The 23365-nt window shown below is 69.3% G+C and carries 23 protein-coding genes and 1 riboswitch; of the genes, 8 read left to right on the top strand and 15 right to left on the bottom strand.

The genetic code is table 11. The features are described 5' to 3' along the window. The first annotated feature begins 116 nt into the window (after positions 1 to 116). From AC2EWF_RS06125 to AC2EWF_RS06100, 6 genes are all read left to right on the top strand, one after another. Positions 117 to 887: a L,D-transpeptidase family protein gene (locus AC2EWF_RS06125; protein ID WP_483638482.1), complete on the top strand. Its 771-nt coding sequence runs from the start codon at positions 117 to 119 to the stop codon at positions 885 to 887. Next, a complete protein-coding gene (locus AC2EWF_RS06120; RefSeq protein ID WP_483638481.1) occupies positions 884 to 2152 on the top strand; it encodes a dicarboxylate/amino acid:cation symporter in 1269 nt (422 codons plus the stop codon). Before AC2EWF_RS06125 ends, AC2EWF_RS06120 begins: the two co-directional genes overlap by 4 nt. Positions 2153 to 2267: 115 nt before the next feature. Beyond that, on the top strand, positions 2268 to 2867 hold the full coding sequence (locus tag AC2EWF_RS06115; RefSeq protein ID WP_483638480.1) for an anthranilate synthase component II: 600 nt from the start codon (positions 2268 to 2270) through the stop codon (positions 2865 to 2867). Next, positions 2864 to 3919 carry an anthranilate phosphoribosyltransferase gene (gene trpD / locus AC2EWF_RS06110; protein ID WP_483638479.1) on the top strand — a complete coding sequence of 352 codons (1056 nt, stop codon included), beginning with the start codon at positions 2864 to 2866 and terminating at the stop codon, positions 3917 to 3919. Before AC2EWF_RS06115 ends, trpD begins: the two co-directional genes overlap by 4 nt. 65 nt (positions 3920 to 3984) lie before the next feature. Continuing rightward, positions 3985 to 4779 carry an indole-3-glycerol phosphate synthase TrpC gene (trpC, locus tag AC2EWF_RS06105; RefSeq protein WP_483638478.1) on the top strand — a complete coding sequence of 265 codons (795 nt, stop codon included), beginning with the start codon at positions 3985 to 3987 and terminating at the stop codon, positions 4777 to 4779. A gap of 20 nt (positions 4780 to 4799) precedes the next feature. Then, complete coding sequence (locus AC2EWF_RS06100; RefSeq protein ID WP_483638477.1) at positions 4800 to 5483, top strand: HAD family hydrolase; 684 nt, start codon at positions 4800 to 4802, stop codon at positions 5481 to 5483. Positions 5484 to 5562: 79 nt separating this feature from the next. On the opposite strand, the gene AC2EWF_RS06095 is transcribed toward AC2EWF_RS06100, so the two are convergent. The 7 genes from AC2EWF_RS06095 to AC2EWF_RS06065 form a co-directional block, all read right to left on the bottom strand. Beyond that, positions 5563 to 7221, bottom strand: coding sequence for an NAD(P)/FAD-dependent oxidoreductase (locus AC2EWF_RS06095; RefSeq protein WP_483638476.1), 1659 nt, complete (start codon positions 7219 to 7221; stop codon positions 5563 to 5565). A gap of 249 nt (positions 7222 to 7470) precedes the next feature. Further along, positions 7471 to 7986 carry a DUF1993 domain-containing protein gene (locus tag AC2EWF_RS06090; RefSeq protein WP_483638475.1) on the bottom strand — a complete coding sequence of 172 codons (516 nt, stop codon included), beginning with the start codon at positions 7984 to 7986 and terminating at the stop codon, positions 7471 to 7473. Further along, on the bottom strand, positions 7983 to 9326 hold the full coding sequence (locus AC2EWF_RS06085; RefSeq protein WP_483638474.1) for a TCR/Tet family MFS transporter: 1344 nt from the start codon (positions 9324 to 9326) through the stop codon (positions 7983 to 7985). The genes AC2EWF_RS06090 and AC2EWF_RS06085 overlap by 4 nt, the downstream gene beginning before the upstream one ends. Before the next feature lie 91 nt (positions 9327 to 9417). Continuing rightward, positions 9418 to 9768 (bottom strand): EF-hand domain-containing protein, encoded by a 351-nt coding sequence (locus tag AC2EWF_RS06080; protein ID WP_483638473.1) that lies wholly within the window; start codon positions 9766 to 9768, stop codon positions 9418 to 9420. A 125-nt stretch (positions 9769 to 9893) separates the two neighbouring features. Beyond that, positions 9894 to 11135 carry a GGDEF domain-containing protein gene (locus tag AC2EWF_RS06075; RefSeq protein WP_483638472.1) on the bottom strand — a complete coding sequence of 414 codons (1242 nt, stop codon included), beginning with the start codon at positions 11133 to 11135 and terminating at the stop codon, positions 9894 to 9896. Between the two features lie 63 nt (positions 11136 to 11198). Next, on the bottom strand, positions 11199 to 11798 hold the full coding sequence (gene folE, locus AC2EWF_RS06070; protein ID WP_483638471.1) for a GTP cyclohydrolase I FolE: 600 nt from the start codon (positions 11796 to 11798) through the stop codon (positions 11199 to 11201). Between the two features lie 91 nt (positions 11799 to 11889). Beyond that, positions 11890 to 13335: a DNA recombination protein RmuC gene (locus AC2EWF_RS06065; protein WP_483638470.1), complete on the bottom strand. Its 1446-nt coding sequence runs from the start codon at positions 13333 to 13335 to the stop codon at positions 11890 to 11892. A 123-nt stretch (positions 13336 to 13458) separates the two neighbouring features. On the opposite strand from AC2EWF_RS06065, the gene AC2EWF_RS06060 reads away from it, so the two are divergent. Then, entirely contained in the window at positions 13459 to 14652 is a 1194-nt protein-coding gene (locus tag AC2EWF_RS06060) for an NAD(P)/FAD-dependent oxidoreductase (protein WP_483638469.1), read from the top strand. Positions 14653 to 14668: 16 nt separating this feature from the next. On the opposite strand, the gene AC2EWF_RS06055 is transcribed toward AC2EWF_RS06060, so the two are convergent. The 5 genes from AC2EWF_RS06055 to metF all read right to left on the bottom strand — a co-directional run bounded on the left by AC2EWF_RS06055 (position 14669) and on the right by metF (position 19336). Beyond that, positions 14669 to 15634: a hypothetical protein gene (locus AC2EWF_RS06055; RefSeq protein WP_483638468.1), complete on the bottom strand. Its 966-nt coding sequence runs from the start codon at positions 15632 to 15634 to the stop codon at positions 14669 to 14671. Between the two features lie 7 nt (positions 15635 to 15641). Continuing rightward, the gene (locus AC2EWF_RS06050; protein ID WP_483638467.1) at positions 15642 to 16817 is read right to left on the bottom strand and encodes a class I SAM-dependent rRNA methyltransferase; all 1176 of its coding nucleotides are present in this window, start codon (positions 16815 to 16817) and stop codon (positions 15642 to 15644) included. 110 nt (positions 16818 to 16927) lie between these two features. Beyond that, positions 16928 to 17845, bottom strand: coding sequence for a branched-chain amino acid transaminase (locus AC2EWF_RS06045; RefSeq protein ID WP_483638466.1), 918 nt, complete (start codon positions 17843 to 17845; stop codon positions 16928 to 16930). Between the two features lie 74 nt (positions 17846 to 17919). Further along, on the bottom strand, positions 17920 to 18459 hold the full coding sequence (locus tag AC2EWF_RS06040; protein WP_483638465.1) for a DUF4124 domain-containing protein: 540 nt from the start codon (positions 18457 to 18459) through the stop codon (positions 17920 to 17922). A gap of 52 nt (positions 18460 to 18511) precedes the next feature. Continuing rightward, on the bottom strand, positions 18512 to 19336 hold the full coding sequence (gene metF / locus AC2EWF_RS06035; RefSeq protein WP_483638464.1) for a methylenetetrahydrofolate reductase [NAD(P)H]: 825 nt from the start codon (positions 19334 to 19336) through the stop codon (positions 18512 to 18514). A gap of 144 nt (positions 19337 to 19480) precedes the next feature. On the opposite strand from metF, the gene AC2EWF_RS06030 reads away from it, so the two are divergent. Beyond that, positions 19481 to 20038, top strand: coding sequence for a DUF3228 family protein (locus AC2EWF_RS06030; RefSeq protein WP_483638463.1), 558 nt, complete (start codon positions 19481 to 19483; stop codon positions 20036 to 20038). Positions 20039 to 20207: 169 nt separating this feature from the next. On the opposite strand, the gene AC2EWF_RS06025 is transcribed toward AC2EWF_RS06030, so the two are convergent. The 3 genes from AC2EWF_RS06025 to ahcY all read right to left on the bottom strand — a co-directional run bounded on the left by AC2EWF_RS06025 (position 20208) and on the right by ahcY (position 23100). Then, positions 20208 to 20972, bottom strand: coding sequence for a hypothetical protein (locus AC2EWF_RS06025; protein WP_483638462.1), 765 nt, complete (start codon positions 20970 to 20972; stop codon positions 20208 to 20210). Beyond that, positions 20972 to 21496, bottom strand: a complete 525-nt coding sequence (locus AC2EWF_RS06020; protein ID WP_483638461.1) for an RNA polymerase sigma factor — start codon at positions 21494 to 21496, stop codon at positions 20972 to 20974. The genes AC2EWF_RS06025 and AC2EWF_RS06020 overlap by 1 nt, the downstream gene beginning before the upstream one ends. Positions 21497 to 21660: 164 nt before the next feature. After that, positions 21661 to 23100 carry an adenosylhomocysteinase gene (ahcY, locus tag AC2EWF_RS06015; RefSeq protein ID WP_483638460.1) on the bottom strand — a complete coding sequence of 480 codons (1440 nt, stop codon included), beginning with the start codon at positions 23098 to 23100 and terminating at the stop codon, positions 21661 to 21663. Positions 23101 to 23123: 23 nt separating this feature from the next. Then, positions 23124 to 23250, bottom strand: a riboswitch (S-adenosyl-L-homocysteine riboswitch). Positions 23251 to 23365: the final 115 nt, after the last annotated feature.

The following is a 23365-nucleotide window of genomic DNA, read 5'->3' as shown; positions in this document are numbered from 1 at the left end:
GTGCTTCAGCACCTGCAGGCTGGCACCCTCTTCCTCGCGCCTCAAGGCAGGGCCATCCCTGGTCCTTTCCCGCGCCCGAAGGGAAGGGGATTCTTCATTTAGAGGATGTCTCATCCATGCGTAGTCATCTCGTCGCCCTGCTGATCGCCGGCGTCGCCGTCGCGGGTCACGCCATCGCCGCCACCAGTCCGTCCGCCGCCTGGTCCAACGCCAATCAGATGGTGCTGGTCACCGTGCCCGGCTGGAATACGATCGAAGGCACGCTGCGCAGCTACCAGCGCGAGCATGGCGGCGCGTGGCATGAAGTGGGCGCGCCGCAACCGGTGGTGATCGGCCGTAGCGGCTCGGCCTGGGGCATCGGCCTGAGCCCGGCACAGCATGACGGCCCGCAGAAGCGCGAAGGCGACGGCCGCAGCCCGGCCGGCGTGTTCCGCATCGGCACCGCGTTCGGCTACGCCGCCCATGCGGACACGGCAATGCCGTATCTCGCGCTCACCGCCAACGACTACTGCATGGATGTCAGCGGCACGCCGCTCTACAACCGCATCGCCGACACGGCCAAGGTGGGCACGGCAGCGTTGAAGGGCTCCAGCGAACCGATGCGGCGCGACCTGCACTTCCACGGCGACCAGGCCTACCGCATCGGCTTCGTGATCGAGCACAACCCGAACGGCGTGGCGCATGGCGGCAGTTGCATCTTCGCGCACCTGTGGTCGTCGCCGGCCACGGGCACTACCGGCTGCACCGCGATGGCGCCGGAAGCCATGCAGCGTCTGCTGGCGTGGTTGAAGCCGCAGGAGCACCCCGTCTTCGTGCTGCTGCCGCAGGGCGAATACGCGCGCCTGCGCCACGCCTGGCAACTGCCCGACGTGGGAGCCGACCGATGAGCGCCACCACCCGCGTGCTGCTGGGCCTTGCGGCGGGCGCGCTGGCCGGCCTGGCGCTCGCCGCCTGGGCGCCGGGCTGGGCCGTGCAGGCGGCGGACGTCGCCCAGCCGATCGGTCACCTCTGGCTCAACGCCTTGCAGATGACGGTGGTGCCGCTGGTGCTGGCGCTGGTGGTGGTGGGCGTGAATACAGCCAGCGATGCGGCGGCTTCCGGGCGTATCGCGCGGCGCACCCTGGTCGCCATCATCGTGGTACTCGCGCTTGGCGCGGCGGTCGCCGCGCTGCTCGCGCCGCCGCTGCTGGCGCTGTTCCCGCACAACCCGGCCCTGGGCGAGGTGCTCAGCGGCCATGCCGCAACCGCCGCCACGGCCGCACCGGGCTGGGCCGCCTGGTTCGAAGGCATCGTGCCCAGCAATGCGCTGATGGCCGCGGCGCAAAGCGCGATGCTGCCGCTGGTGGTGTTCGCGCTGTTCCTCGGCTTCGCGCTCACGCAGTTGCAGCCGCCACGGCGCGCGATGCTGGTGGAGTTCTTCCAGGCTGTCGCCGACGCGATGATAGTGATCGTGCGCTGGGTGCTGTGGGTGGCGCCGTTGGGGGTGTTCGCACTGATCCTCGCCGTCTGCGCCCGCGCCGGCCTGGGCATGGTGCGCGCGCTGGGCGTGTTCGTGCTGCTGGAGATCATCCTGCACCTCACGGTCACCGTGCTGATGCTGCCGGTGGCCATGCTGTGGGGCGGCGAGCGTTTGCGGCGTTTCGTCGTCGCGCTGGCACCGGCGCAGGCGGTGGCGGCCAGCACGCAGTCATCGCTGGCCTCGCTGCCGGCAATGCTGGAGAGCGCGGAGCAGCGGCTCGGCTACCCGACCCAGGTCACGGCGCTGGCGCTGCCGATGGCGGTGTCGTTGTGCCGGCTCACCAGCCCGGTGCAATACGTCGCTTCGGCCAGCTTCATCGCCTGGGCCAGCGGCATGCACCTGGGGCCGGCGCAGCTGGTGGCGGGCGCGGCGCTGGCGGTGGTGATCAGCCTGGGTTCGGTGGGCCTGCCGGGCCAGGTCACCTTCATGGCGACGAACCTGCCGGTGGCGCAGGCCATGGGCGTGCCGGTGGCGCCGCTGGGCCTGATGCTGGCGGTGGACGCGCTGCCCGACGTGTTCGCCACGCTGGGCAACGTCACCGCCGACCTCACCGTGACCAGCGTGGTGGCGCGGCAGTCGCGGCGCGATGCGGCAAACGGGACGCGCGCACCGGAGGCGACCGGCGGGCGGTAGCGCCCAGGGACCATCGCATGACGGCGGGCGCGCGGCGCAGCGGTCGTGGACAAATGGCCGGCTATATACTGTGGGGCCGCGGTGCCCGGTGCGCCGTCCCGCCTGCAGGTACGCCATGCTGCTGATGATCGATAACTACGACAGCTTCACCTTCAACCTCGTGCAGTACCTGGGCGAGCTGGGGCAGGAAGTGAAGGTGGTGCGCAACGATGCGCTGGACGTGGCCGGCATCCGCGCACTGAAGCCCGCGCACATCATGATCTCGCCGGGTCCGGGCACGCCGGACGATGCGGGCGTGTCGCTTGCCGTGCTGCGCGAGCTGTCGGGCGAGATCCCGGTGTTCGGGGTGTGCCTTGGCCACCAGGCGATCGGCCAGGCCTTCGGCGGCAAGGTGATCCGTGCCAAGCGCATCATGCACGGCAAGACCTCGCCGGTACGCCATCGCGGCCAGGGCGTGTTCGCGGGCCTGCCCGACCCATTCGAGGCGACCCGCTACCACTCGCTGGTAGTGGAGCAGGGCTCGCTGCCGGATTGCCTGGAAGTGACCGCGTGGACGGAAAATCCCGACGGTTCGCTCGACGAAATCATGGGCTTGCGCCACCGGACCCTGCCGGTCGAGGGCGTGCAGTTCCATCCCGAGTCCATCCTCACCCAGCACGGCCACGACATGCTGGCGAACTTCCTGGGCCTGCCGCGGCGGAAGCTGGCGGCATGAGCGGGCGCGCGATCACCATCACGCCGCAGGAAGCCCTGCAGCGCACGATCGAGCACCGCGAGATCTTCCATGACGAGATGATCGCGCTGATGCGCCAGATCATGGCGGGCGAGGTGAGCCCCCTGATGACCGCGGCAATCGTCACCGGGCTGCGCGTGAAGAAGGAGACCATCGGCGAGATCACCGGCGCGGCACGGGTGATGCGCGAGCTGGCGCACAAGGTGCCGGTGGCAGGCGACGACGCGCACCTGCTCGACATCGTCGGCACCGGCGGCGACGGCGCCAGCAGCTTCAACATCTCCACTGCCTCGATGTTCGTGGCCGCGGCGGCGGGCGCGCGCATCGCCAAGCACGGCGGCCGCAGCGTGTCGTCGAAATCCGGCAGCGCCGACGTGCTGGAGGCGCTGGGTGCGCGGATCGACCTCGCGCCCGCGCAGGTGGCCGAGTGCCTGGCCGAGACCGGCATCGGATTCATGTTCGCGCCGAACCACCATCCGGCGATGAAGGTGGTGGCGCCGGTGCGCAAGGAGATGGGCGTGCGCACCCTCTTCAACATCCTGGGCCCCCTGACCAACCCCGCCGGTGCGCCGAACATCCTGATGGGCGTGTTCCATCCCGACCTGGTCGGCATCCAGGTACGCGTGCTGCAGCAGCTCGGCGCGCGGCGCGCGCTGGTGGTGTGGGGGCGCGACGGCATGGACGAGATCTCGCTGGGCGCGGCCACCCTGGTGGGCGAGCTGAAGGATGGCGTGGTGCGCGAGTACGAAGTCGAGCCGGAGGATTTCGGCCTGGCGATGGCGTCCAGCCGCAATCTGCGCGTGGCCGACGTGGCCGAGTCGAAGGCGATGCTGGAGCAGGCGCTGGAGGGAGGGCGCGGCGTGCCGCACGACATCGTCTGCCTCAACGCGGGCGCGGCGCTGTACGCGGCAAACGTGGCCGACTCGATCGGCGCCGGCATCGCTTTGGCGCGCGCCACGATTGCCAGCGGCGCGGCCCGTGCGAAAATGCAGGCCTTCGTGGCGGTGACGAAACGGCTGGCCGGCGGGCTGTGATAGCTTGACGGCGTGACGACACCCTCGTCGCCACGATGCCTCCGCCCCCAGCATCTGCCTTTGCCATGACCGACATCCTCAACCGCATCCTCGCCCGCAAGGCGGAAGAAGTGGCCGAACGCCAGTCACGGCTGCCGCTGGCCGAACTGGTCGCGCGCATCCCCGACCTGCCCGAGACGCGCGGCTTCGCCGCGGCGATCGAGGCAAAGATCAACGCCGGCCGGCCGGCGGTGATCGCCGAAGTGAAGAAGGCCAGTCCGAGCAAGGGCGTGATCCGCACCGACTTCGACCCGGCGGCGATCGCGAAGAGCTACGCGAAGGGGGGCGCCGCCTGCCTTTCGGTGCTCACTGACAGTGATTTCTTCCAGGGCAGCGAAGCCTTCCTGCAGCAGGCGCGCGACGCCTGTTCGCTGCCGGTGTTGCGCAAGGACTTCATCATCGACCCGTACCAGGTACACGAGGCGCGCGCGATCGGCGCCGACTGCGTGCTGCTGATCGTGGCCGCGCTGGACGACGACGTGCTGCTGCAGCTTTCGCTGCAGGCCGCCGAGCTGGACCTCGACGTGCTCTGCGAGGTGCACGACGAAGAGGAGCTGGAGCGTGCGCTGGCGCTGCCGGTGCCGCTGATCGGCGTCAACAACCGCAACCTGCGCAACTTCGAGACCTCGCTGGAGACTTCGCTGGCGCTGCAGGAATTGATGGAATACGACCGCATCCTGGTCGCCGAATCCGGCATCCGCACGCCCGAGGACGTGGCACGGCTGCGCGAAGGCGGCATCCACGCCTTCCTGGTCGGCGAGGCGTTCATGCGCGCCGAGGATCCGGGCAGCGAACTGAAGCGGCTGTTCGGCACGAAGTAATGCATACGGAACCGGGGGACATGGCGCCGCCCGTCGCGGCGGGTGATGACGTGCAAGCCCAGCGCGTGGTGCTGTTCGACTTCGACGGCGTGCTGCTGCACGGCGACGCGTTCTATCTCTTCGTCCGCAGCCGCTACGCCCGCTCCTGGCTGCGCAAGCTGCTGGTGCTGCCCTGCCTGCCGTGGCTGCTGTTGCAATTGCCGTTCTCGCGCCGGCGCGCCGCGCGCACCCTGGTGCATGCCGCGCTGTTTGGCACCGGCGAGCAAAGCTACCGCACGCAGGCGCGCGCCTATGCCGCCGAACTGGTGCAGCGCTCGCGCCTGTTCAACCGCGATGCCCTGCGCACGCTGCGCCGCCACCAGCAGGCCAGCGATCGCGTGATCGTCGTCACCGGCTGCGAACAGGCGCTGGTGGGCGGCATCCTCGAACAGCTGGGCCTGGGCGATGTGGAGCTGCTGGCCTCGCGCCTGCGGCCGGGCTGGTTGGGCATGCGCACCGGCTTCCACAATGTCGGCGCGAACAAGCTCAAGGCGCTCGCCGGCCATGGCGTCACCGCGTGGCACCTCGCCTATAGCGATTCGCTGATGGACGTGCCGATGCTGAAGCCCGCAGTCGAGCCGGTGCTGGTCAACGGTACGCCGAAGCTGTGCAAGAAGATGGACGCCGCGCTGGGCCGCGTGGTCGGCCGCGTCGAGTGGCGTTGACGCGTCTGCGGCACCGCATCGTGTGCGCAATGTCCCGCGTTTGACCGAAGACAGGAGCATTCGCGCACTGGGTGCGCTCCTACGGCGATGTCGTCCATCCGCCGGCGATGGATAGCGCCACCGCTTCCGCCACGCGTATCCCGTCCACCGCGGCGGAGAGAATGCCACCCGCGTAGCCCGCCCCTTCGCCGGCCGGGTACAGGCCGCGCGTATTGAGGCTCTGCAGGTCGTCGTCGCTGCGGCGCAGGCGCACCGGCGAAGAGGTACGCGTCTCCACCCCGGTGAGCATCGCATCGGGCAGCGCGTAGCCGCGGATCTGGCGGTCGAACATGGGGATCGCGGCGCGGATCGCCGCCACCGCGTAGTCGGGCAGCGCGGTGGAGAGATCGGTGAGGTGCACGCCAGGCTGGTACGAGGGCAGCACGTCGCCCAGCGCGCGCGAAGGCCGGCCCGCGAGGAAATCTCCCACGCGCTGGCCCGGCGCGCTGTAGTCGCCGCCGCCCATCCGGAACGCGTTGGACTCCCAGTGCCGCTGCAGCGCGATGCCGGCCAGCGGGCCTTCACCGTAGGGTGCATAGTCGGCGGGCGCGATATCGCAGACGATCGCCGCGTTGGCGTTGCGCTCGTTGCGCGAATACTGGCTCATGCCATTGGTGACCACGCGGCCGGGTTCGCTGGTGGCGGCCACCACGGTGCCGCCGGGGCACATGCAGAAGCTGTACACCGAGCGGCCCTTGCTTCCATGGGCACCGCTGCCGTGGTGCACCAGCTTGTAGTCCGCCGCGCCGAGGATAGGGTGGCCGGCCTGCGGGCCGAAGCGCGCCTTGTCGATCAGCGACTGCGGATGCTCGATGCGGAAGCCGATCGAGAACGGCTTCGCCTCCACGTAGACGCCGCGCGCATGCAGCATCTCGAACGTGTCGCGCGCGCTGTGGCCCAGCGCCAGTACCACGTGGTCGCTGCGCAGCTCGCCGCCGTCGGCCAGCCGCACGCCGCGCACGTGGCGCTCGCCCTGCGCGTCGGTCTCCACCAGCAGGTCGTCCACGCGCTGGCCGAAGCGGATCTCGCCACCGAGTTCCTCGATGGTGCCGCGCATGTTCTCCACCATCGTCACCAGCCGGAATGTGCCGATGTGCGGCTTGCTGACGTAGAGGATCTCTTCCGGCGCGCCGGCCTTGACGAACTCGGCCAGCACCTTGCGGCCGTGGTGTTTCGGGTCGCGGATCTGGCTGTACAGCTTGCCGTCTGAGAACGTGCCAGCGCCGCCTTCGCCGAACTGCACGTTGGAATCGGGGTGCAGGTTGCGCTTGCGCCACAGGTCCCAGGTGTCCTTGGTGCGCTCGCGCACGGCCTTGCCGCGCTCCAGCACGATGGGCCGGAAGCCCGACTGCGCGAGGATCAGCGCCGCGAAGATGCCGCAGGGGCCGAAGCCGATCACGATGGGACGGTGCTCCAGCTGCGCCGTCGCCTGCGCCACGAAGTGGTAGCCGGTGTCCGGTGTGGGCTGCACGTGGCGGTCATCGGCATGGCGTGCGAGCAGCGCGGCTTCGTCCGCCACGTCCACGTCCACCGTGTAGATCAGCGCGATGGCGCCGCGCTTGCGCGCGTCGTAGCCGCGGCGGAACACGCTGAAGCCGCGCAGCGCCGCGGGCTCGATGCCGAGCTTCGCGCGGATCGCGGCGGGCAGGGCCTCCGCGGGGTGGTCCAGCGGGAGCTTGAGGTCGGTGAGGCGCAACATCAGGGGATGGCGGCATTTCGCTCGGCGGGGGACGGATTTTCGCAGATATGGCGCAGAAGCGTCGCATCGGCGCGCCTTGCTCCACCTCCCCGGCGGGGCGGGGGGAGGGGCTTGCGATGAGCCCGGCTGTCAGGGCCCTGTTTGCCCTTTATCGCCAGCGGCTAGGCGGTCCGGGGCGCCCGGGACCGCCTTGAGAGCTGCCATGAATCAGCGGGCGGAAAGGCTCAAGCGGCGAATCCACGCCGCATCTCAGAACTTCCCGAGGAAATCCGTCTTGCCCAGCTCGGCGCCGGCCTCACGCAGGATCGCGTATGCGGTGGTGCAGTGGAAGAACAGGTTGGGCAGCACGTAGTCGAACAGGTAGGCCTGGCCCTCGAAGCGCAGCTCGCCGCTGGGGCTGTTGCGGCTGGGAAAGGCCACGGCGCGCGCCTCGCTGCCGTCGATCTGGGCGGACTGGAAGCCCTGCACGTAGGCGATCGCGTTGTCGATGCGTGCGTACAGCTGGGCGAGCGTGGTTTCGCTGTCCTCGAAGGATTTCGGTTCGACCCCGGCGAGACGGGCACTGCCGCGGGCCGCCATGTCGCAGGCGATCTGCACTTGCTTCACCAGCGGCAGCATGTCGGGGATCAGGCGCGTCTGCAGCAGCACGGCGTCAGCGACGTTCTTTGCCTTGGCGTGCGCCTCGCCCTTCTGCAGCACGTGGCGCAGGTTGGAGAGCGTGCGGACAAAGACGGGGACGCTGGCCTGGTACATGGAGAGGCTCATCGGGTTTGCTCCGCGGGGTCGTGGGAAGTCATCTCGGACGCGAGCACGTCGCCGATCACCGGTTGCGCGGCATGCGCCGCGGCGGCGTCGACGTGTGCCTGCGAAGGTGCGGCGTGGCGGGTGGCGCGGATCGCCACCAGGGTCGCCGCCAGCAGCAGCAGCGCGGCCAGCACGAAAGCGGCGCCCGGCAGGTGGTGGACCGGCGCGTGGTTGCTGATGAACAACGCAAAGATGTTTGCGAACATCGCCGGGCCGAAGATGCCGGCAAGACTGGCGAGGCTGGTCAGTGCGCCCTGCAGGCGCCCTTGCTCGTGCGGATCGACCTGATGGGTCATCATCGACTGCGCCGGCGGTCCGGCGAGGCCGCCGAGGCAGAACACCGGGATCGCCAGCAGGAACAGCCAGGCGCTAGGTGCGAGGCCGAACGCGAGATAACCCAGCACGCACAGCGACAGGCCGATGATGATCATCCGCCGCTCGCCCAGCCTGGGCATCAGCCGGCGCACCAGCACCGCCTGCACCAGGCCGCTGCACAGGCCGACCAGGCCCAGCGTGTAGCCCACCGCCTGCGGCCCCCAGCCGAAGCGGTAATCGGTGAACAGCACGTAGGTCGAGTTGAGCGAGAACTGCGCCAGATTGATCAGGAAGAACACCGTGGCCAGCGCGAACACCTGCGGATAGCGTCGCAGCAGCACCACCGCGCCGAAGGGATTGGCGTGGCGCCAGTCGAAGCGCGCGGCGCGGCGTTCCTTCGGCAGCGATTCCGGCAGCACGAACCAGCCGTAGCAGAAGTTGAGCAGCGAAAGCCCGGCGGCCACCCAGAACGGCAGGCGCAGATGCCAGTGGCCCAGGAAGCCTCCCAGCGCCGGGCCCACGATGAAGCCGATGCCGAACGCCGCGCCGAGCATGCCGAACGCGGCGGCACGCTTCTCCTTGGGTACGATGTCGGCGATGTAGGCGTTCGCGGTGGAGAAGCTCGCCGCGCAGATGCCCGACACCGCACGGCCCAGGAACAGCAGCCACAGCACCGGCGCCAGCGCCATCACGATGAAGTCCACGCCGAGGCCGAAGCTGGAGATCAGGATCACCGTGCGGCGGCCGAACCGGTCCGACAGCGCGCCCTGCACCGGCGAGAACACGAACTGCATTGCCATGAACAGCGCACCGAACGCGCCTACCCAGATGGCAGCCCGGGCGATGCTTCCGCCGATCAGGTCGACGATCAGGTGCGGCAGCACCGGGATGATGATGCCGAACGCCAGCATGTCCAGCATCACGGTGACGAAGATGAAGGCAAGGGCGGCGTGGCGGCGCGGGACGTGATCGGTGGGCTGGTTCATGGCACGGGTGGCGACGGCAGACGCGGAACGATAACGCATCGCGCCGTGTCGCGGCTGGCCGGCGGCGAAACGCCGGCGGAGGGCATTGCTCTCAGCCCGGCGGCGCCGTGAGTTCCTGCGCGTCGAGGCAGCCGGTGTGGCGGCGGTCCAGCCGGTGGAACTGGCGGCGCAGGTCGGCCTGCCATGCCTCGAGCGTTACCGGCCTGCCGTGGCCGCCGGGCAGTTCGTCCGGCTCCAGCACGCCGTCGTGGTTGCTGTCCATGCGCTCGAAGCCCCGGCTCATGTAGGCCACGTATTCGGCCTTACTCACGCAGCCGTTGCTATCGGTATCGAACTGGCGCAAGTAGGCATTGCGCGAATCCTGCGCCAGCACCGTGAGCGGCAGCAGCAACGCGAGCGTGGCGGCGAGGCCGGGGCGGAGGAGATGCGGGGCAGTCGGCATGCGGGACAGTGTGCGGCACGCCGCGCCGTGGCGTCGAGAACGGATGCACGCCGCGCGAAAACCCGCGGCGGGGAGCGTCGTGCGATCCAGCCGGCGCGCCGCCGCGAAGCCCGGTTTCCCGCGCCTTACTTCGCGGGCCGCGGTTGCTGCGGCGAGCAGTTGGCGGCATGAGGCTGGACCGGTGAGGCATCGCCAAGCGCGGCGACGACGCGGTTGCGCCCCGCGCGCTTGGCGTCGTACAGCGCGCGATCCGCGCGGCGGACCAGGGTCTGCACCTCGGTGTCCTCGAGCCGGCAGGCGGCGATGCCGACGGAAATGGTGATGTCCGGGACGCCGACATCCGGCAAGGGCTGCATCATGGCGACGGCCACGCGCAGCCGTTCGGCCAGCGCCATCGCCTCGGCCAGGCCCGTGCCCGGCAGTAGGGCGAGGAACTCCTCGCCACCCATGCGGCCCAGCACGGCCGGTGGCTGCAGCCGCCAGCGGATGGCGGCGGCCAGTGCGGCCAGCACCCGATCACCGGTGGCGTGGCCGAAATCGTCGTTGATGCGCTTGAAGTGGTCGACGTCGATGATCAGCGCGGCCAGCGTGTTGGGGCGGCTGGTTGCGCCGAACAGCCGTGCCGACTCCTCGTCCAGCGCCAGGCGGTTCAGCGTGCCGGTAAGCGGATCGGTGCGCGCCAGCCGGTGCAGTTCAGCCTGCACCGTCTCGTTGTACATCAGCAGGAAGCCGATGCTGGCGAGCACTGGCTCCACCGCGCTGTAGATCGCCTGCGCCGCATTCGCGGGCGAGTAGGCGAGCAGCCCGGCCGCAGCGGCGGGGTGGAAGGCCAGGTCGCCCAGCCGGGCGACCCAGCCCGCCAAGGTGCCCAGCAGCACCAGCAGCATCACCCGCTGCGCGATCGAGCCGCCGCGGCGCAGCGCGTGGCGCAGCGGCCACGCCAGCAATAGCAGGTAGGCGCCCAGCGCCAGCGAGGCGATGTAGACGCGCATGCGGTAGTCGGGCACGGCCACGCCGAACCAGGCGATGCCGAGCCAGCCGGCCGCGCCGATCGCCACCAGCAGCGGCCGGCGTTGCGGCGCGCCCAGCAACAGGCGCAGCGCGCGCGCGGTCTCAGCGTAGGACACCATCAGCACGCCGTTGGCGAGCACGATCGACAGCCAGTCGCTGACCTGTCCGCGCAACCCCATCAGCACCCAGCCGATTGCCTGCAGCAGCAACACGGTGCCCCAGATGCGCAGGCTGGTGCGGGCGACGCCGGCATAGGCCCGCGTGGCAGCCAGCAGCAGCGGTGCCAGCAGCAGCGCCTGCAAGGCGCCGAACAGGGCGATGGTGGCCAGGTCGATACGCACGATGTCCGGGATCACGGGACCGGAGCGGCGGCGGTGCCTCCGGGTACGCAGCGGTTATCGGCAGCGGTACGGGATGCTTCAGCGCACTCCGCCGTGGATGCCGATAAACTGCAGGAACTCGGCGCGGGTGCGCGCGTCGTCGCGGAACGCGCCCAGCATCTGGCTGGTGACCATCGACACGCCGCGCTTGTGCACGCCGCGGGTGGTCATGCACTCGTGGCTGGCGTCGACCACCACCGCCACGCCGACCGGCCGCAGGTTCTCCTGGATGCAGTGGGCGATCTGCGCGGTGAGCTTCTCCTGCACCTGGAAGCGGCGCGCATAGCCTTCCACCACGCGCGCCAGCTTGCTGATGCCGACCACGCGGTTGGTCGGCAGATAGCCGACGTGGGCGCGGCCGATGATCGGCGCCATGTGGTGCTCGCAATGGCTCTCGAACTCGATGTCGCGAAGCACCACCATCTCGTCGTAACCCTCGACTTCCTTGAAGGTGCGCTTGAGGTAGTCGGCTGGGTCCTCGGCGTAGCCGCTGAACCAGTCGCGATAGGCTTTCACCACACGCCTTGGCGTGTCCAGCAGGCCTTCGCGCGCAGGATCCTCGCCGGCCCAGCGCAGCAGGACGCGCACGGCTTCCTCGGCCTGCTCGCGGGTGACGTCGTTGGAGATGGACTCGCTCATGCGGGGCTCGCGATCATCGGGTGGGGTGCGACAGTGTAACGGCCCCGCCGTCGCGGGCGCTGCGGTCGGTGTGCAAGGCCCGCGGCGAGGGTCAGGCCTCGTCCTCGCCGCCGGCCTCGTCGCCCGCGGTGGCGCCGCCCAGCAGGCGCTGCGCGTCGTCCTCGGCCAGCGACTCCACGCCGCGCAGCCTGCGTTCGATCGCGCGGGTACGCTTGCCGACCAGTTCGTCGAGGTTGTTGCGGGCGCTGTCGAGCTGCTTCTTGGCCTTGTCCAGGATCTCGCCGAACTTGCCGAACTCGTTCTTCACCGCGCCAAGCAGCTGCCACACCTCGCCGCTGCGCTGCTGGATCGCCAGCGTGCGGAAGCCCATCTGCAGTGCATTGAGGATCGCGGTGAGCGTGGTGGGTCCGGCCACGGTCACCCGATGCTCGCGCTGCAGCGCCTCGAACAGCCCGGGGCGCCGGATCACCTCGGCGTACAGGCCTTCGGTGGGCAGGAACAGGATCGCGAAGTCGGTGGTGTGCGGTGGCGCCAGGTATTTGGTGCGGATGGTCCTGGCCTCGTCGCGTACGCGGCGCTCCAGCGCACCGGCGGCGAGCGTGGCGGCCTCGGCGTCGGCGCGCTCCTGGGCGTCGAGCAGGCGCTCGTAGTCCTCGCGCGGGAACTTCGCGTCCACCGGCAGCCACACCGGCTGCTCGCGCTCGGCGCCAGGCAGGCGGATCGCGAACTCCACGCGCTCGCCGCTGCCCGGCACGGTGGCCAGGTTGGACTCGTACTGGTCGGGAGCGAGCAGTTGTTCGAGCAGGGCGCCCAGTTGCACCTCGCCGAAGATGCCGCGCGTCTTCACGTTACTCAGCACGCGCTTGAGATCGCCCACGCCGGTGGCCAGGGACTGCATCTCGCCCAGCCCGCGCTGCACCGCTTCCAGCCGTTCGGAGACCAGCTGGAACGACTGGCCTAGCCGTGCCTCCAGCGTGGTCTGCAGCTTCTCGTCCACGGTGGCGCGCATCTTCTCCAGCTGGGTGGCGTTGTCCTGTTGCAGTGCCTTCAGCTGCGCCTCCAGCGTGCCGCGCACCTCGCCCATGCGTTTCTCGTGCTCGGCGCCGAGCGCGGACAGGCGCTGCTGCTGCTGCTCGCCGAAGCGGTTCAGGGCCTGTGCGAGCTCTTCGCGGCTGTGGCGCGCGTCGTCGGTCAGTCGTTGCGCCAGTGTCTGCAGGCCGGCGCCGGTGCTGTCGGTGAGTGCGGCGAGGCGCTGGCCGAAGCCGTCGATGCGTTCCGCCTGCTGGCGGGACATGCCGCCGAGCTGCTCGTTGACGTGGCCGCGGAAACGCTCGAAACCCTGCTGCAATTCCTCGCGGCCATTGTGCTGCTCCTCGCGCAGCGCGCGCTGCAGGCGCTCGTTGTCGTCCTTCAGCGCGTCGAGCTTCGCGGCGACGCCGACATCGCCGTGGCCACGCAGCAGCAGGGCGACTTGCAAGGCCAGCAGCACCAGCGCGAGCACGACGAGGACGATGAGCAGGATTTCGCTGGCGGGCATGGGCTGGTTTCGCATGGAACGGTATGCACCAGTGTACGTCCTGTCGTCGCAAGCTCTGCGACTTCACGCTGCATTCGCCACGGGCGCGCATGATGCCTGGATCGCCTGGCAAGGGAGCGGATCATGGAGCACGTGCACGATTATCTGATCGTCGGCGGCGGCATGGCGGCCGACGCGGCGGCGAAGGCGATCCGCGAGGCGGACGCGGCGGCGGACATCGGCATGGTCTGTGACGAACCCGCGCCGCCGTACCAGCGCCCGCCGCTGTCCAAGGCCCTGTGGAAGGGCGGCAAGCAGGTGGCCGACATCGACCTCGGCACCGCCGCCAGCGGCGCGTTGCTGTACCAGGGGCGGCGCATCGTGAAACTGGACCGCATGACCCACGCCGTGCACGACGAACAAGGCGACAGCTACCGCTATCGCCGCCTGCTGCTCGCCACCGGTGCCGCGCCACGGCGTCTGCCGTTCGAAGGCGGTGACCGCATCATCCACTACCGCACGCTGGACGACTACCGGGCACTCCGCCGTTACGCCCAGCCAGGCGCGATCATCGCGGTGGTCGGCGGCGGCTTCATCGGCGCCGAACTGGCTGCTTCGCTGTGCGACGCCGGCTGCAAGGTGTGCCTGTTGTTCCCCGATACGCACCTCGGCGCGGGCCGCTATCCCGACGGCCTCGCGCATTATCTGGACGGCTACTACCGCCAGCGCGGCGTGAACGTGCGCAGCGGTGTGCGCGTGACCGGCAGCAGGCCCACCGACGGCGGCGTGGAGCTGAACCTGTCCGACGGCAGCACGCTGCAGGTGGAAGCGGCGGTGGCCGGCCTCGGCGTGACGCCGAACACCGCATTGGCCGAACAGGGGGGCCTCAAGGTCGACAACGGCATCGTGGTCGACGCGCAGCTGCGCACCAACGTCCCCGACATCTGGGCCGCAGGCGACGTGGCGAACTTCTTCAATCCTGCGCTGGACCGGCGCCTGCGCGTGGAGCACGAAGACGCGGCGGTGAGCATGGGCCGCCACGCCGGACGCGCCATGGCCGGCATCGCCGACAGCTTCGACACGCTGCCGTTCTTCTATTCCGACCTGTTCGACCTCGGCTACGAGGCCGTGGGCCTGCTCGACACGCGATTGCAGGTGGTCGAGGACTGGCGCGAACCCAACCGCGAAGGCGTGGTGTATTACCTCGAGCATGGCCGCGTGCGCGGGGTGTTGTTGTGGAATACCTGGGACCAGGTTGATGCGGCGCGCGCGCTGATCGCCGAAGCCGGGCCGTTCGATGCGGCGACGTTGCGCGGCAGGTTGCCGCGCGGCGCGTGAGCAGGAATCCGGTTATTCAGTGCCCCGGGCTGGCAGGGCCGGACCGCCAGAAGTCGGCGGGATAGTGCAGCTTCAGCACGGCCACGTCGTCGCCTTGCGGCTCGAAGGGAAAAGAGGTGCAGCCGTGGGCGACTTGCCGCTGGGCGGCGAGCAGGGTCAGTTTCACCACGGCATTGTTCTCCGCCGCCGCCGCGCTGGAACTCGCCGCGGCGGCATTCAAGTCGGTCTCCCGGATGGCTATGCCGAAACCATCGGCAGTGACGCCATCCACGTAATCCGCGGGAATGGCATCCGTGCCCTTCAGCACGTCGATGCTCATCTGCTTGCCGCAACCGCCGATGCTCACCACCTGGATCGACGGCAGCAACGCGCGCACCAGTGCATCAGCGGTCGCGGGCAGGTCGGCGGCCTGGGCGACAGGAAGGTCTATGCGCACCTTGTAGGCGTAGATGCCATGGTGAAAAAGGTAGGCGCGGGATTCGAGCTCGCCCCGCTCCAGCTTCATGCGCAGCGGCACCACGCGCCCCTGCCATTCGCTGCCGTCGCGTTGGTGCAAGGCATAGGGCGTGGAGTCGCCCTGCTGCGTGACGGTGTAGAGGCCGTGTGCTTCCGCGGCTTTCACGCTGGCGCGGAAGCCCGCTTCCAGCGTTTCGGGCGTGGCGTTGTCGCCAGCAGGATAAATGTAGATGTCCGTATTCAACGCGGGCGACAGCGCATCGCGGTAAGTCAGGCCGACGCCGTCGACGAGGTCCCCCTTGTCGGCGTAATTCTCCGAGCGCGTCAGCGTGTACTCGGCGTCATGCCTTGGCGCGATGATGTAGGTGTCCTCGATGGGCGCCCGCGGGTTGGCCTTGTCGCGGGCATGGGCGACGGACAACGAGAGACAGGCGAGCGCCAGGCCCGCGGCGATCCTGCGCATGAGTCGATTCCCCTCAGGCTTTCCCTGTTTGCCTACTTTGGCCCGACATGCGACGTCGCGCAACGAAGCCTCATTCCACCCGGCAGAACACCGCCTTGAGATAGCGGCTTTCCGGCACGTCGGCGCGCACCGGGTGGTCGGCGCCGGCGCCGCGCACTTCGAGGATCTGGATCTCGCGGCCGGCGTTCAGCGCCACGCGGCGCAGCATCTCCAGGAAATCCGCCTCGCTCACTAGGCCCGTGCACGAGCAGGTGAGCAGCAGGCCGCCGGGCGGGATCACGTCAAGCGCGAGGCGATTCATCGCGAAGTATTTCTTCAGCGCGTCGAACACCTTGCTGCGGTCGCGGGTGAGCTTGGCGGGGTCGAGGATCACGGCGTCGTACTGTTCGCCGCGCGCCGCCGCGGCGCGCAGCCAGTCGAAGATGTCGGCCTGCTGGAAATCCACCGTCACCTTGTTCGCAGCGGCGTTGGCGCGGGCGATGTCGAGGATGCCGGCGTCCATGTCCACGCCCACCGCCTCGCGCGCGCCTGCGGCCATGGCATGCACCGCGAACCCGCCGGCGTTGCAGCAGAGATCGAGCACGCGGCGGCCACGCGCCAGTTCAGCGAAGCGGCGACGGTTGTCGCGCTGGTCGGCGAAGAAGCCGGTCTTGTGGCCCGCGCCGGGCGCGGCGTGGAACGCGAGGCCGTGCTCGTGCACCGCCACCGGCACCGGCGGCTCGCCGGTGCGGCAGTCGAAGGACTCCTGCTTCTGCACGTGCGTTTCGGCGAAACCATAGATGCGCGCCCCCGGGAAGTGCGCCAGCAGCGCATCGCGGATCGCGTCACGGAACTTCCACATGCCGGCGGCGAAGTACTCGACCACCAGGATGTCGGCGTAGCGGTCCACGATCAGGCCGCTGAGCCCGTCGCCCTCGCTGTGCACCACGCGCCAGGCGTCGGTGTCGCGATCGAGCTGCAGCAGCTCGCGGCGCAGCTGCACGGCACGGGCGATGCGTGCGGCGATCCAGCCGGCGTCGACGGTTTCGGCGGGATCATGGGTGAGCAGGCGCAGCGCGATGCGCGCGTGGCCGTTCCAGAAGCCGCGGCCGGCGAAACGGCCCTTCGCGTCCACCGCATCCACCACGCTGCCCGGCGGAATGCGGTCTTCGGGCTTGTGCACCTGCGCCGACCACACCCAGGGATGGCCGGGGGAGCGGTCGGATTTCAGGCGGATGAAGGGCAGAGCGGGTGTGGTGTCGGTCATCCGCCCATGATAACGGCTAGCCCCGCCGTCCTCCCCTCGCCCCTCGAGGCTGCGGCCTTCCCTGGCCGCTCCCCGCGGGCCCGCCTGCGGGAAAGGGCTTCAGGCAAGACTCATACCGGCTCCAGCCAGCCCCACTGGTCGTTGGTCTTGCCGTTGAACAGGCCGAAGAACAGTTCCTGGGCGCGGCGCGTGACGCGACCGGCCTTGCCGGCACCGATCTGCTTGCCGTCGATGGCGCGGATCGGGGTGACTTCGGCGGCGGTGCCGCACATGAACACCTCGTCGGCGAGGTAGAGGTACTCGCGCGGGATGTCGCGCTCGACCACCTCGATGCCATCCTCGCGCGCCAGCGTGATCAGCGAGTGGCGGGTGATTCCGGTGAGGATGGACGCGCTGGCCGGCGTGGTGTGCAGCACGCCGTCGAACACCAGGAAGATGTTCTCGCCCGCACCTTCGCTGAGCAGGCCACTGGAGGCCAGCGCGATGCCCTCGCCGAAGCCGAGGCGACGCGCTTCGCGGGCGATCAGCTGGCCGGAGAGGTAGTTGCCGCCGGCCTTGGCGCCGGCCGGGATGGTGTTGGGCGCGAAGCGCTGCCAGCTCGATACGCAGGCGGTGATGCCGTTCTCCAGCGCCTCCGGCCCGAGGTAGGGGCCCATCGGCCATGCGGCCACGGCCACGTCGATCGGCGTCTCGGCGGAGAGGCCGAAGCCGCCCAGGCCACGCCAGGCCACCGGACGCAGGTAGGCGGCGGTGAGGCCGTTCTTCTTCACCACGTCACGGCAGGCTGCGGCGAGTTCGTCGCGCGTGTACGGCAGCGCCATGTCGTAGATCTTCGCCGAGTGGTACAGGCGGTCGAGGTGGTCGGTGAGGCGGAAGATCGCGGCGCCGTCCGGCGTGGCGTAGCTGCGGATGCCTTCGAAGACCGAGGAACCGTAGTGCAGCGCATGCGACATCACGTGGGTGGTGGCCTCGGCCCACGGCTTGATCGTGCCGTTCTGCCAGATCCATTCGGGGTACTGCTGCGCCATGGCGAATCTCCGTTGGGGACCGCCCATGATAATCCCCCCGTCGCGCGCCGGCATTTGCGGCGCAGCACGAAGGCTCAGCCGCCGTAGCGCAACCAGAGGCAGCCGGCCTGGCGGGAGACGGCGAAGCGCGCGTCGTCGTCGCCGGTGCGCAGCCGCAGCTCGTCGCCTGCTGCCGCGGGCGGCGTGGCCGCACTGCCTTCCACGGCGGGTCCGTCGCCCGGATCGTCACCGAAGTGGATCTCCAGCAAGGGCTGCTGCACCAGCCGGCCCAGCGCGCGGAGGTCGCCGACTGCCGACACGTGGCCATAGCCATGCCACAGCATCAGTCCGGCCAGCTGGTTCGGATCGCGCGCAGCGAAGGCATCGATCACGCGCTGGCGCAGTTCCGCCGCGGTACCGGCGCAGCGCTGCAGGGGCACCGGCAGGCCGGGGGAGGAGACGCCGGTGCCGGGCGCCACCGCCTGCACCGGGCTGGCCTGTTGCGACGCGCAGGGCTGGTCGGTGAACAGCGGGTTGCCGTGCGCGTCCACGCAGTGATGGATAGGGTTCTGCGCCCGTGCCGGCAGGGTGACGGCAAACAGCGGAAGCAGCAGGAGCAAGGCGATCACACGCATCTGCGCAGCATAGCGATGCGCGGCCGCGACGACCGTGAATCCATCCGGCGGTTTAACGCAGCTGTTCCAGCACCGCGCGCGTGGCCTTCGCCCGGTTCAAGGTGTAGAAGTGCAGGCCCGGCGCGCCGCCGTCCAGCAGGCGGCGGCACATCTGCGCCACCACTTCCGCGCCCAGCTCGCGCACCGACGCGGCATCGTCGCCGTGCGCCTGCATGCGCTTGGCGATCCAGCGCGGGATCTCGGCGCCGCACAGGTCGGAGAAGCGCTGCAGCTGGCTGTAGTTCGCGATCGGCATGATGCCCGGCACGATCGGTACCCGCACGCCGAGCCGGTAGGCGTCTTCCACGAAACGGAAATACGCGTCGGGGTTGAAGAAGTACTGGGTGATCGCGCCGTTCGCGCCGGCGTCCACCTTGGCCTTGAAGTGGCGCAGGTCGGCATGGGCGTCGCCGGCCTGCGGATGGATTTCCGGATACGCCGCCACCTCGATGTGGAAATGGTCGCCGCTGTGCTCGCGGATGAAACGCACCAGTTCGGCCGCGTAGCGGAAATCGCCCACGCTGGCCATGCCCGACGGCAGGTCGCCCCGCAAGGCCACGATGCGGCGGTAGCCGGCGGCCTTGTAGCCGTCGAGCAGGGCGTGGATCTCGGCACGCGTGCCGCCCATGCAGGACAGGTGCGGCGCCACCGCGAGGCCGTGCACCGCGTGCAGGTGGGCCACGGTGTCGCCGGTGTAGCTCAGCGTGGAGCCGCCGGCGCCGAAGGTCACCGATGCGTATTCGGGCTGCCAGGCCTTCAGCGTCTGCGCGGCCTGGTCCAGCTGGGCGCGCTGCTCGTCGGTCTTGGGCGGGAAGAATTCGAGGCTGATGGCGGGCATGGGAGTCCTTCGGGAGTGCTGCGGGTAATTTTATACGTTCATCGCGATGAAAAGATAGAAGTCCAAACGCCTGGGTGCCGCGGACGACGGCAGTCCGCCCAGTGGCATGCGCTAGGCTGGCGCCCTTTCCCTGCGGGCTGCACCATGTCTATCGTCCTCACCCCCTTCGCGCGAGCCCGCCTGTTCCCGCGCGAACCGCGTGGCAACACCATCCAGGACTGCACACCCGAAGCTTTCCAGCGCCGCCTCAACGACGAGGCGCCGTGCAAGGTGCTCGACGGCTACGCGCCGTTCTGCAAGCTGCACGTGCACCGCAACTGGACTTCCACGCGCTGCCTCACCATTCCTGTCACCGACGCCAACCGGCACCGGTTGCGCAGCGCCTACGAGGCACGCACCAGGGCCGAACTGCCGGTGCTGGTTCGCTGGTTCGAGGGCGTGGAGTCGCCGGTGGCGAATTATCTGGTGGTGATCCTCTACAGCCGGGAGCAACTGGCCAAGGAAGGCGAGCCCATTGATGCGGACTGGGGCATCGTGGGCTGCCTTTACACCCTCGAGCCGGAGGAAATCCCGATGGCGCCGATCACCATGATGCGCAATGCGCTGGGGGTGGACGAGGGCGGCTCCGGCGTGCTGCTGGACCGCGAGGCGTATCTGCGCAGCGTGGCGTTCTGGGAGCGCAATGCGAACTGGCGGCCGTAGTGCCGCTGTCGTCGGCAGCGTGTCGCGCCGGACCGCCCGCTGGTCGGACAGGGTCTTCACTGGCCTGGACGGGTCCGGAGCCGATCAGCCGCGCCATGGTTTGCGCAATCGGCCAGGAGCCTCGTGACGCGCGCGGGCCGCAGGCCCGCGCACGTCCAATCGTGCTGTTTCAGTCCCGATCGGGTCTCGCCTCGCGGTAGCCCGTGGGGACTGCAGTGTTGAAGGTGCCTGCTTCCAGCGGCGGATCCACGGTCACGTGGATGCGCTGGCTCAGCACGCGGCCGTCGCCGACCTCCACCGCGCGCGGCACGCCGTCGTCGTCGGCCCAGAGGGCGATGCGCATGCCTTGCACGTCGAGGCGCCAACCGTGGGTGATACGACCGTCGATCACGCGCTGGCCCGGCAGCTTGACCGCGGTACCTTGGAACTGCCGGATCGCATCCAGCCACTTCAGTGCGGCATCCGGAGTCGGCCTGGCATTCGTCGGCAAGAGGGTCACCAGCGCCATGCGCGGACCGTGCAACAGCGTCAGCATGCGATGCTCGGCCGCATTCACCACCACGCTGGTGGCGTTGCCGATGTCGGTGCGGGCATCGCCGGCGCGGTCCATCCGCACGTGGATCGTCGGCATCGCCATGCCCTGCGATTGCTGCTCGACGGTCAGCGCGAGGGTGTGGAAGTCGCGCAGGCGCCTGAGCGCCGCATCGAAGGCCACGCTGCGCGAGGTCGGCATCAGCACCAGGGCGAGTATCAGGCAGGCAGTCGCCGCTGCGGCGAACGCGCCAATCCAGCGCACGGGCCGCGTGCTGCGCGGGCGCATGCCGGCAAGGCGGTGTTCGAGCCTGGCCTGCGCGGCATCGAGCGCAGCGGCGGGCGGATCGCGGGTCAATGCCTGCAGGTGGCCGATCAGGGCGGGGGACAGGGTCGGTTCCATCACAGCACCTCCTGCGCAGGGCGCGCCGGGTCGTTGAGCAGGGATTCCAGCGTCTGCGCAGCGCGGTGCAGGCATACGCCGACGTGGTTGGGAGTCAGGCCCGTGGCGCGGGCGATCGCCGCGCTGTCGAGGCCCTGGACATGCCGCAGCACGAAGCACTCGGCATGTCGTGGCTTGAGCCGGGCCAGGGCGGCCCGCAGGAGCCGTGCGCGTTCGGCTAGTGCGGCGTCTTCCTCGACGGTATCCGCGGCGACGGGCTCGGCAGCCTTCCACAGCGGCCGCAACCGGCGCCAGCGTTGCCTGCTGCGCAGGCGATCGATCGCCTGCCGGGTGGCCATCGCGGTGAGGTAGGCCGGCCACGAGGCGACGTCCGCCGGCGGCTTTTCGATCAGGCGCAGGAATACGTCCTGCTGCACGTCCTCTGCCTGGCTGGCGTCGCCGAGCACGCGGTAGGCGGCGAGATACACGGCACGGCCGTAGCCACGGGCGAGCGCGTTCACGTCGGGCGGTGCGATGTCCGTCATGGGTTCGCCTCCGCGGGAAAGTGAGAGGGGCATGGTGCGTCTCCGGCTGGGTTCACCCACCAAGACGCTCCGGCGTACCCGATTCTTACAGCAGCGGGCACCGGAAACGACGAAGGGCGCATCGCTGCGCCCTTCGCCTGTCCGTTCGGGAACGGAACCGCCGGTCAATAGCGGTAGTGGTCCGGCTTGTACGGGCCGTCCACCGACACGCCGAGGTAGGCGGCCTGTTCGTCGGTGAGCTTGGTGAGCTTCACGCCGATCTTCTCCAGGTGCAGGCGCGCGACTTCCTCGTCGAGCTTCTTGGGCAGGATGTAGACCTTCGGATCGTAGAAATCCTTGTTCGCCCACAGGTCGATCTGCGCCAGCGTCTGGTTGGAGAAGCTGTTGCTCATCACGAAGCTGGGGTGGCCGGTGGCGCAGCCCAGGTTCACCAGGCGGCCTTCGGCGAGCAGGAAGATCGCATGGCCGTTCTTGAAGGTGTACTTGTCCACCTGTGGCTTGATGTTGAGGCGCTGGGCGCCGCTGGCGTTCAGCGCATCGACCTGGATCTCGTTGTCGAAATGGCCGATGTTGCAGACGATGGCCTGGTCCTTCATCGCCTGCATATGGGCCAACGTCAGCACATCCTTGTTGCCGGTGGTGGTGACGTAGATGTCGCCGCGGCCCAGCGTGCTCTCGACGGTGTTGACCTCGAAGCCTTCCATCGCCGCCTGCAGCGCGTTGATCGGGTCGATCTCGGTGACCACCACGCGCGCGCCGTAGGCACGCAGCGAATGCGCGCAGCCCTTGCCCACGTCGCCGTAGCCGCAGACCACGGCCAGCTTGCCGGCCAGCATCACGTCCATCGCGCGCTTCAGGCCGTCGGCCAGCGACTCGCGGCAGCCGTACAGGTTGTCGAACTTGCTCTTGGTCACCGAGTCGTTGACGTTGATCGCGGGCACCAGCAGCTTGCCGGCCTCGGCCAGCTGGTACAGGCGGTGCACGCCGGTGGTGGTTTCCTCGGAGACGCCTTTCCAGTCGGCGACCACGCGGGTCCAGTAGCCGGGACGCTCCTTGGCGACGCGCTTCAGCAGGTTCTTGATGACCTGCTCCTCATGGCTGCCCGAGGCGCTGTTGACCCAGCTCTCGTCGCCCTTTTCCAGTTCGTAGCCCTTGTGGATCAGCAGCGTCACGTCGCCGCCGTCGTCCACCACCAGCTGCGGGCCGAGGAAGCCGCCCTTGCCGTCGGGGAAGGACAGCGCATCCAGCGTGCAGTCCCAGTACTCCTCCAGCGTCTCGCCCTTCCACGCGAACACCGGCGTGCCGGTGGCGGCGATCGCGGCGGCCGCGTGGTCCTGCGTCGAGAAGATGTTGCACGAGGCCCAGCGCACGTCGGCGCCGATGTCCTTCAGCGTCTCGATCAGCACCGCGGTCTGGATCGTCATGTGCAGCGAGCCGGTGACACGCACGCCCTTGAGCGGCTTGGCGGCGGCGTACTTGCGGCGGATGGCCATCAGGCCGGGCATCTCGTGTTCGGCGATGTCCAGTTCCTTGCGGCCGAAATCGGCAAGGCCGATGTCGCGGATCTTGTAGTCGTGGCTGTTTTCTTTGAGAGCGGCGTTCATGTGTTGCTCCGGTTCTGGTGGGGACAAACCGGGCGCCGTTTCAGAAAAATGCCGTCGAGCCTGGCCGTTCGGGTGATGAGCCTGCACAAGGATGTGCAGCCTGTTGCGGATGAAACCGCAGCACCCACGGTCGCAGCGCCCCTCGACGGTGAACGCGCATTATAGCTGCGTGGAGTCGGACATGCCTGCGGCGAGCCTTCGCGCAGTCCCGCCGAAGGGTTTTGCGGCAGTGCAGCAAAAGTGTCGCGCTTGCGCTAGGCTTGGG

It is taken from the genome of Rhodanobacter sp. sgz306013 (assembly GCF_057031145.1).
The sequence above is the reverse complement of the archived record's forward strand: the minus strand, read 5'-3'. Positions and strand labels throughout refer to the sequence as shown.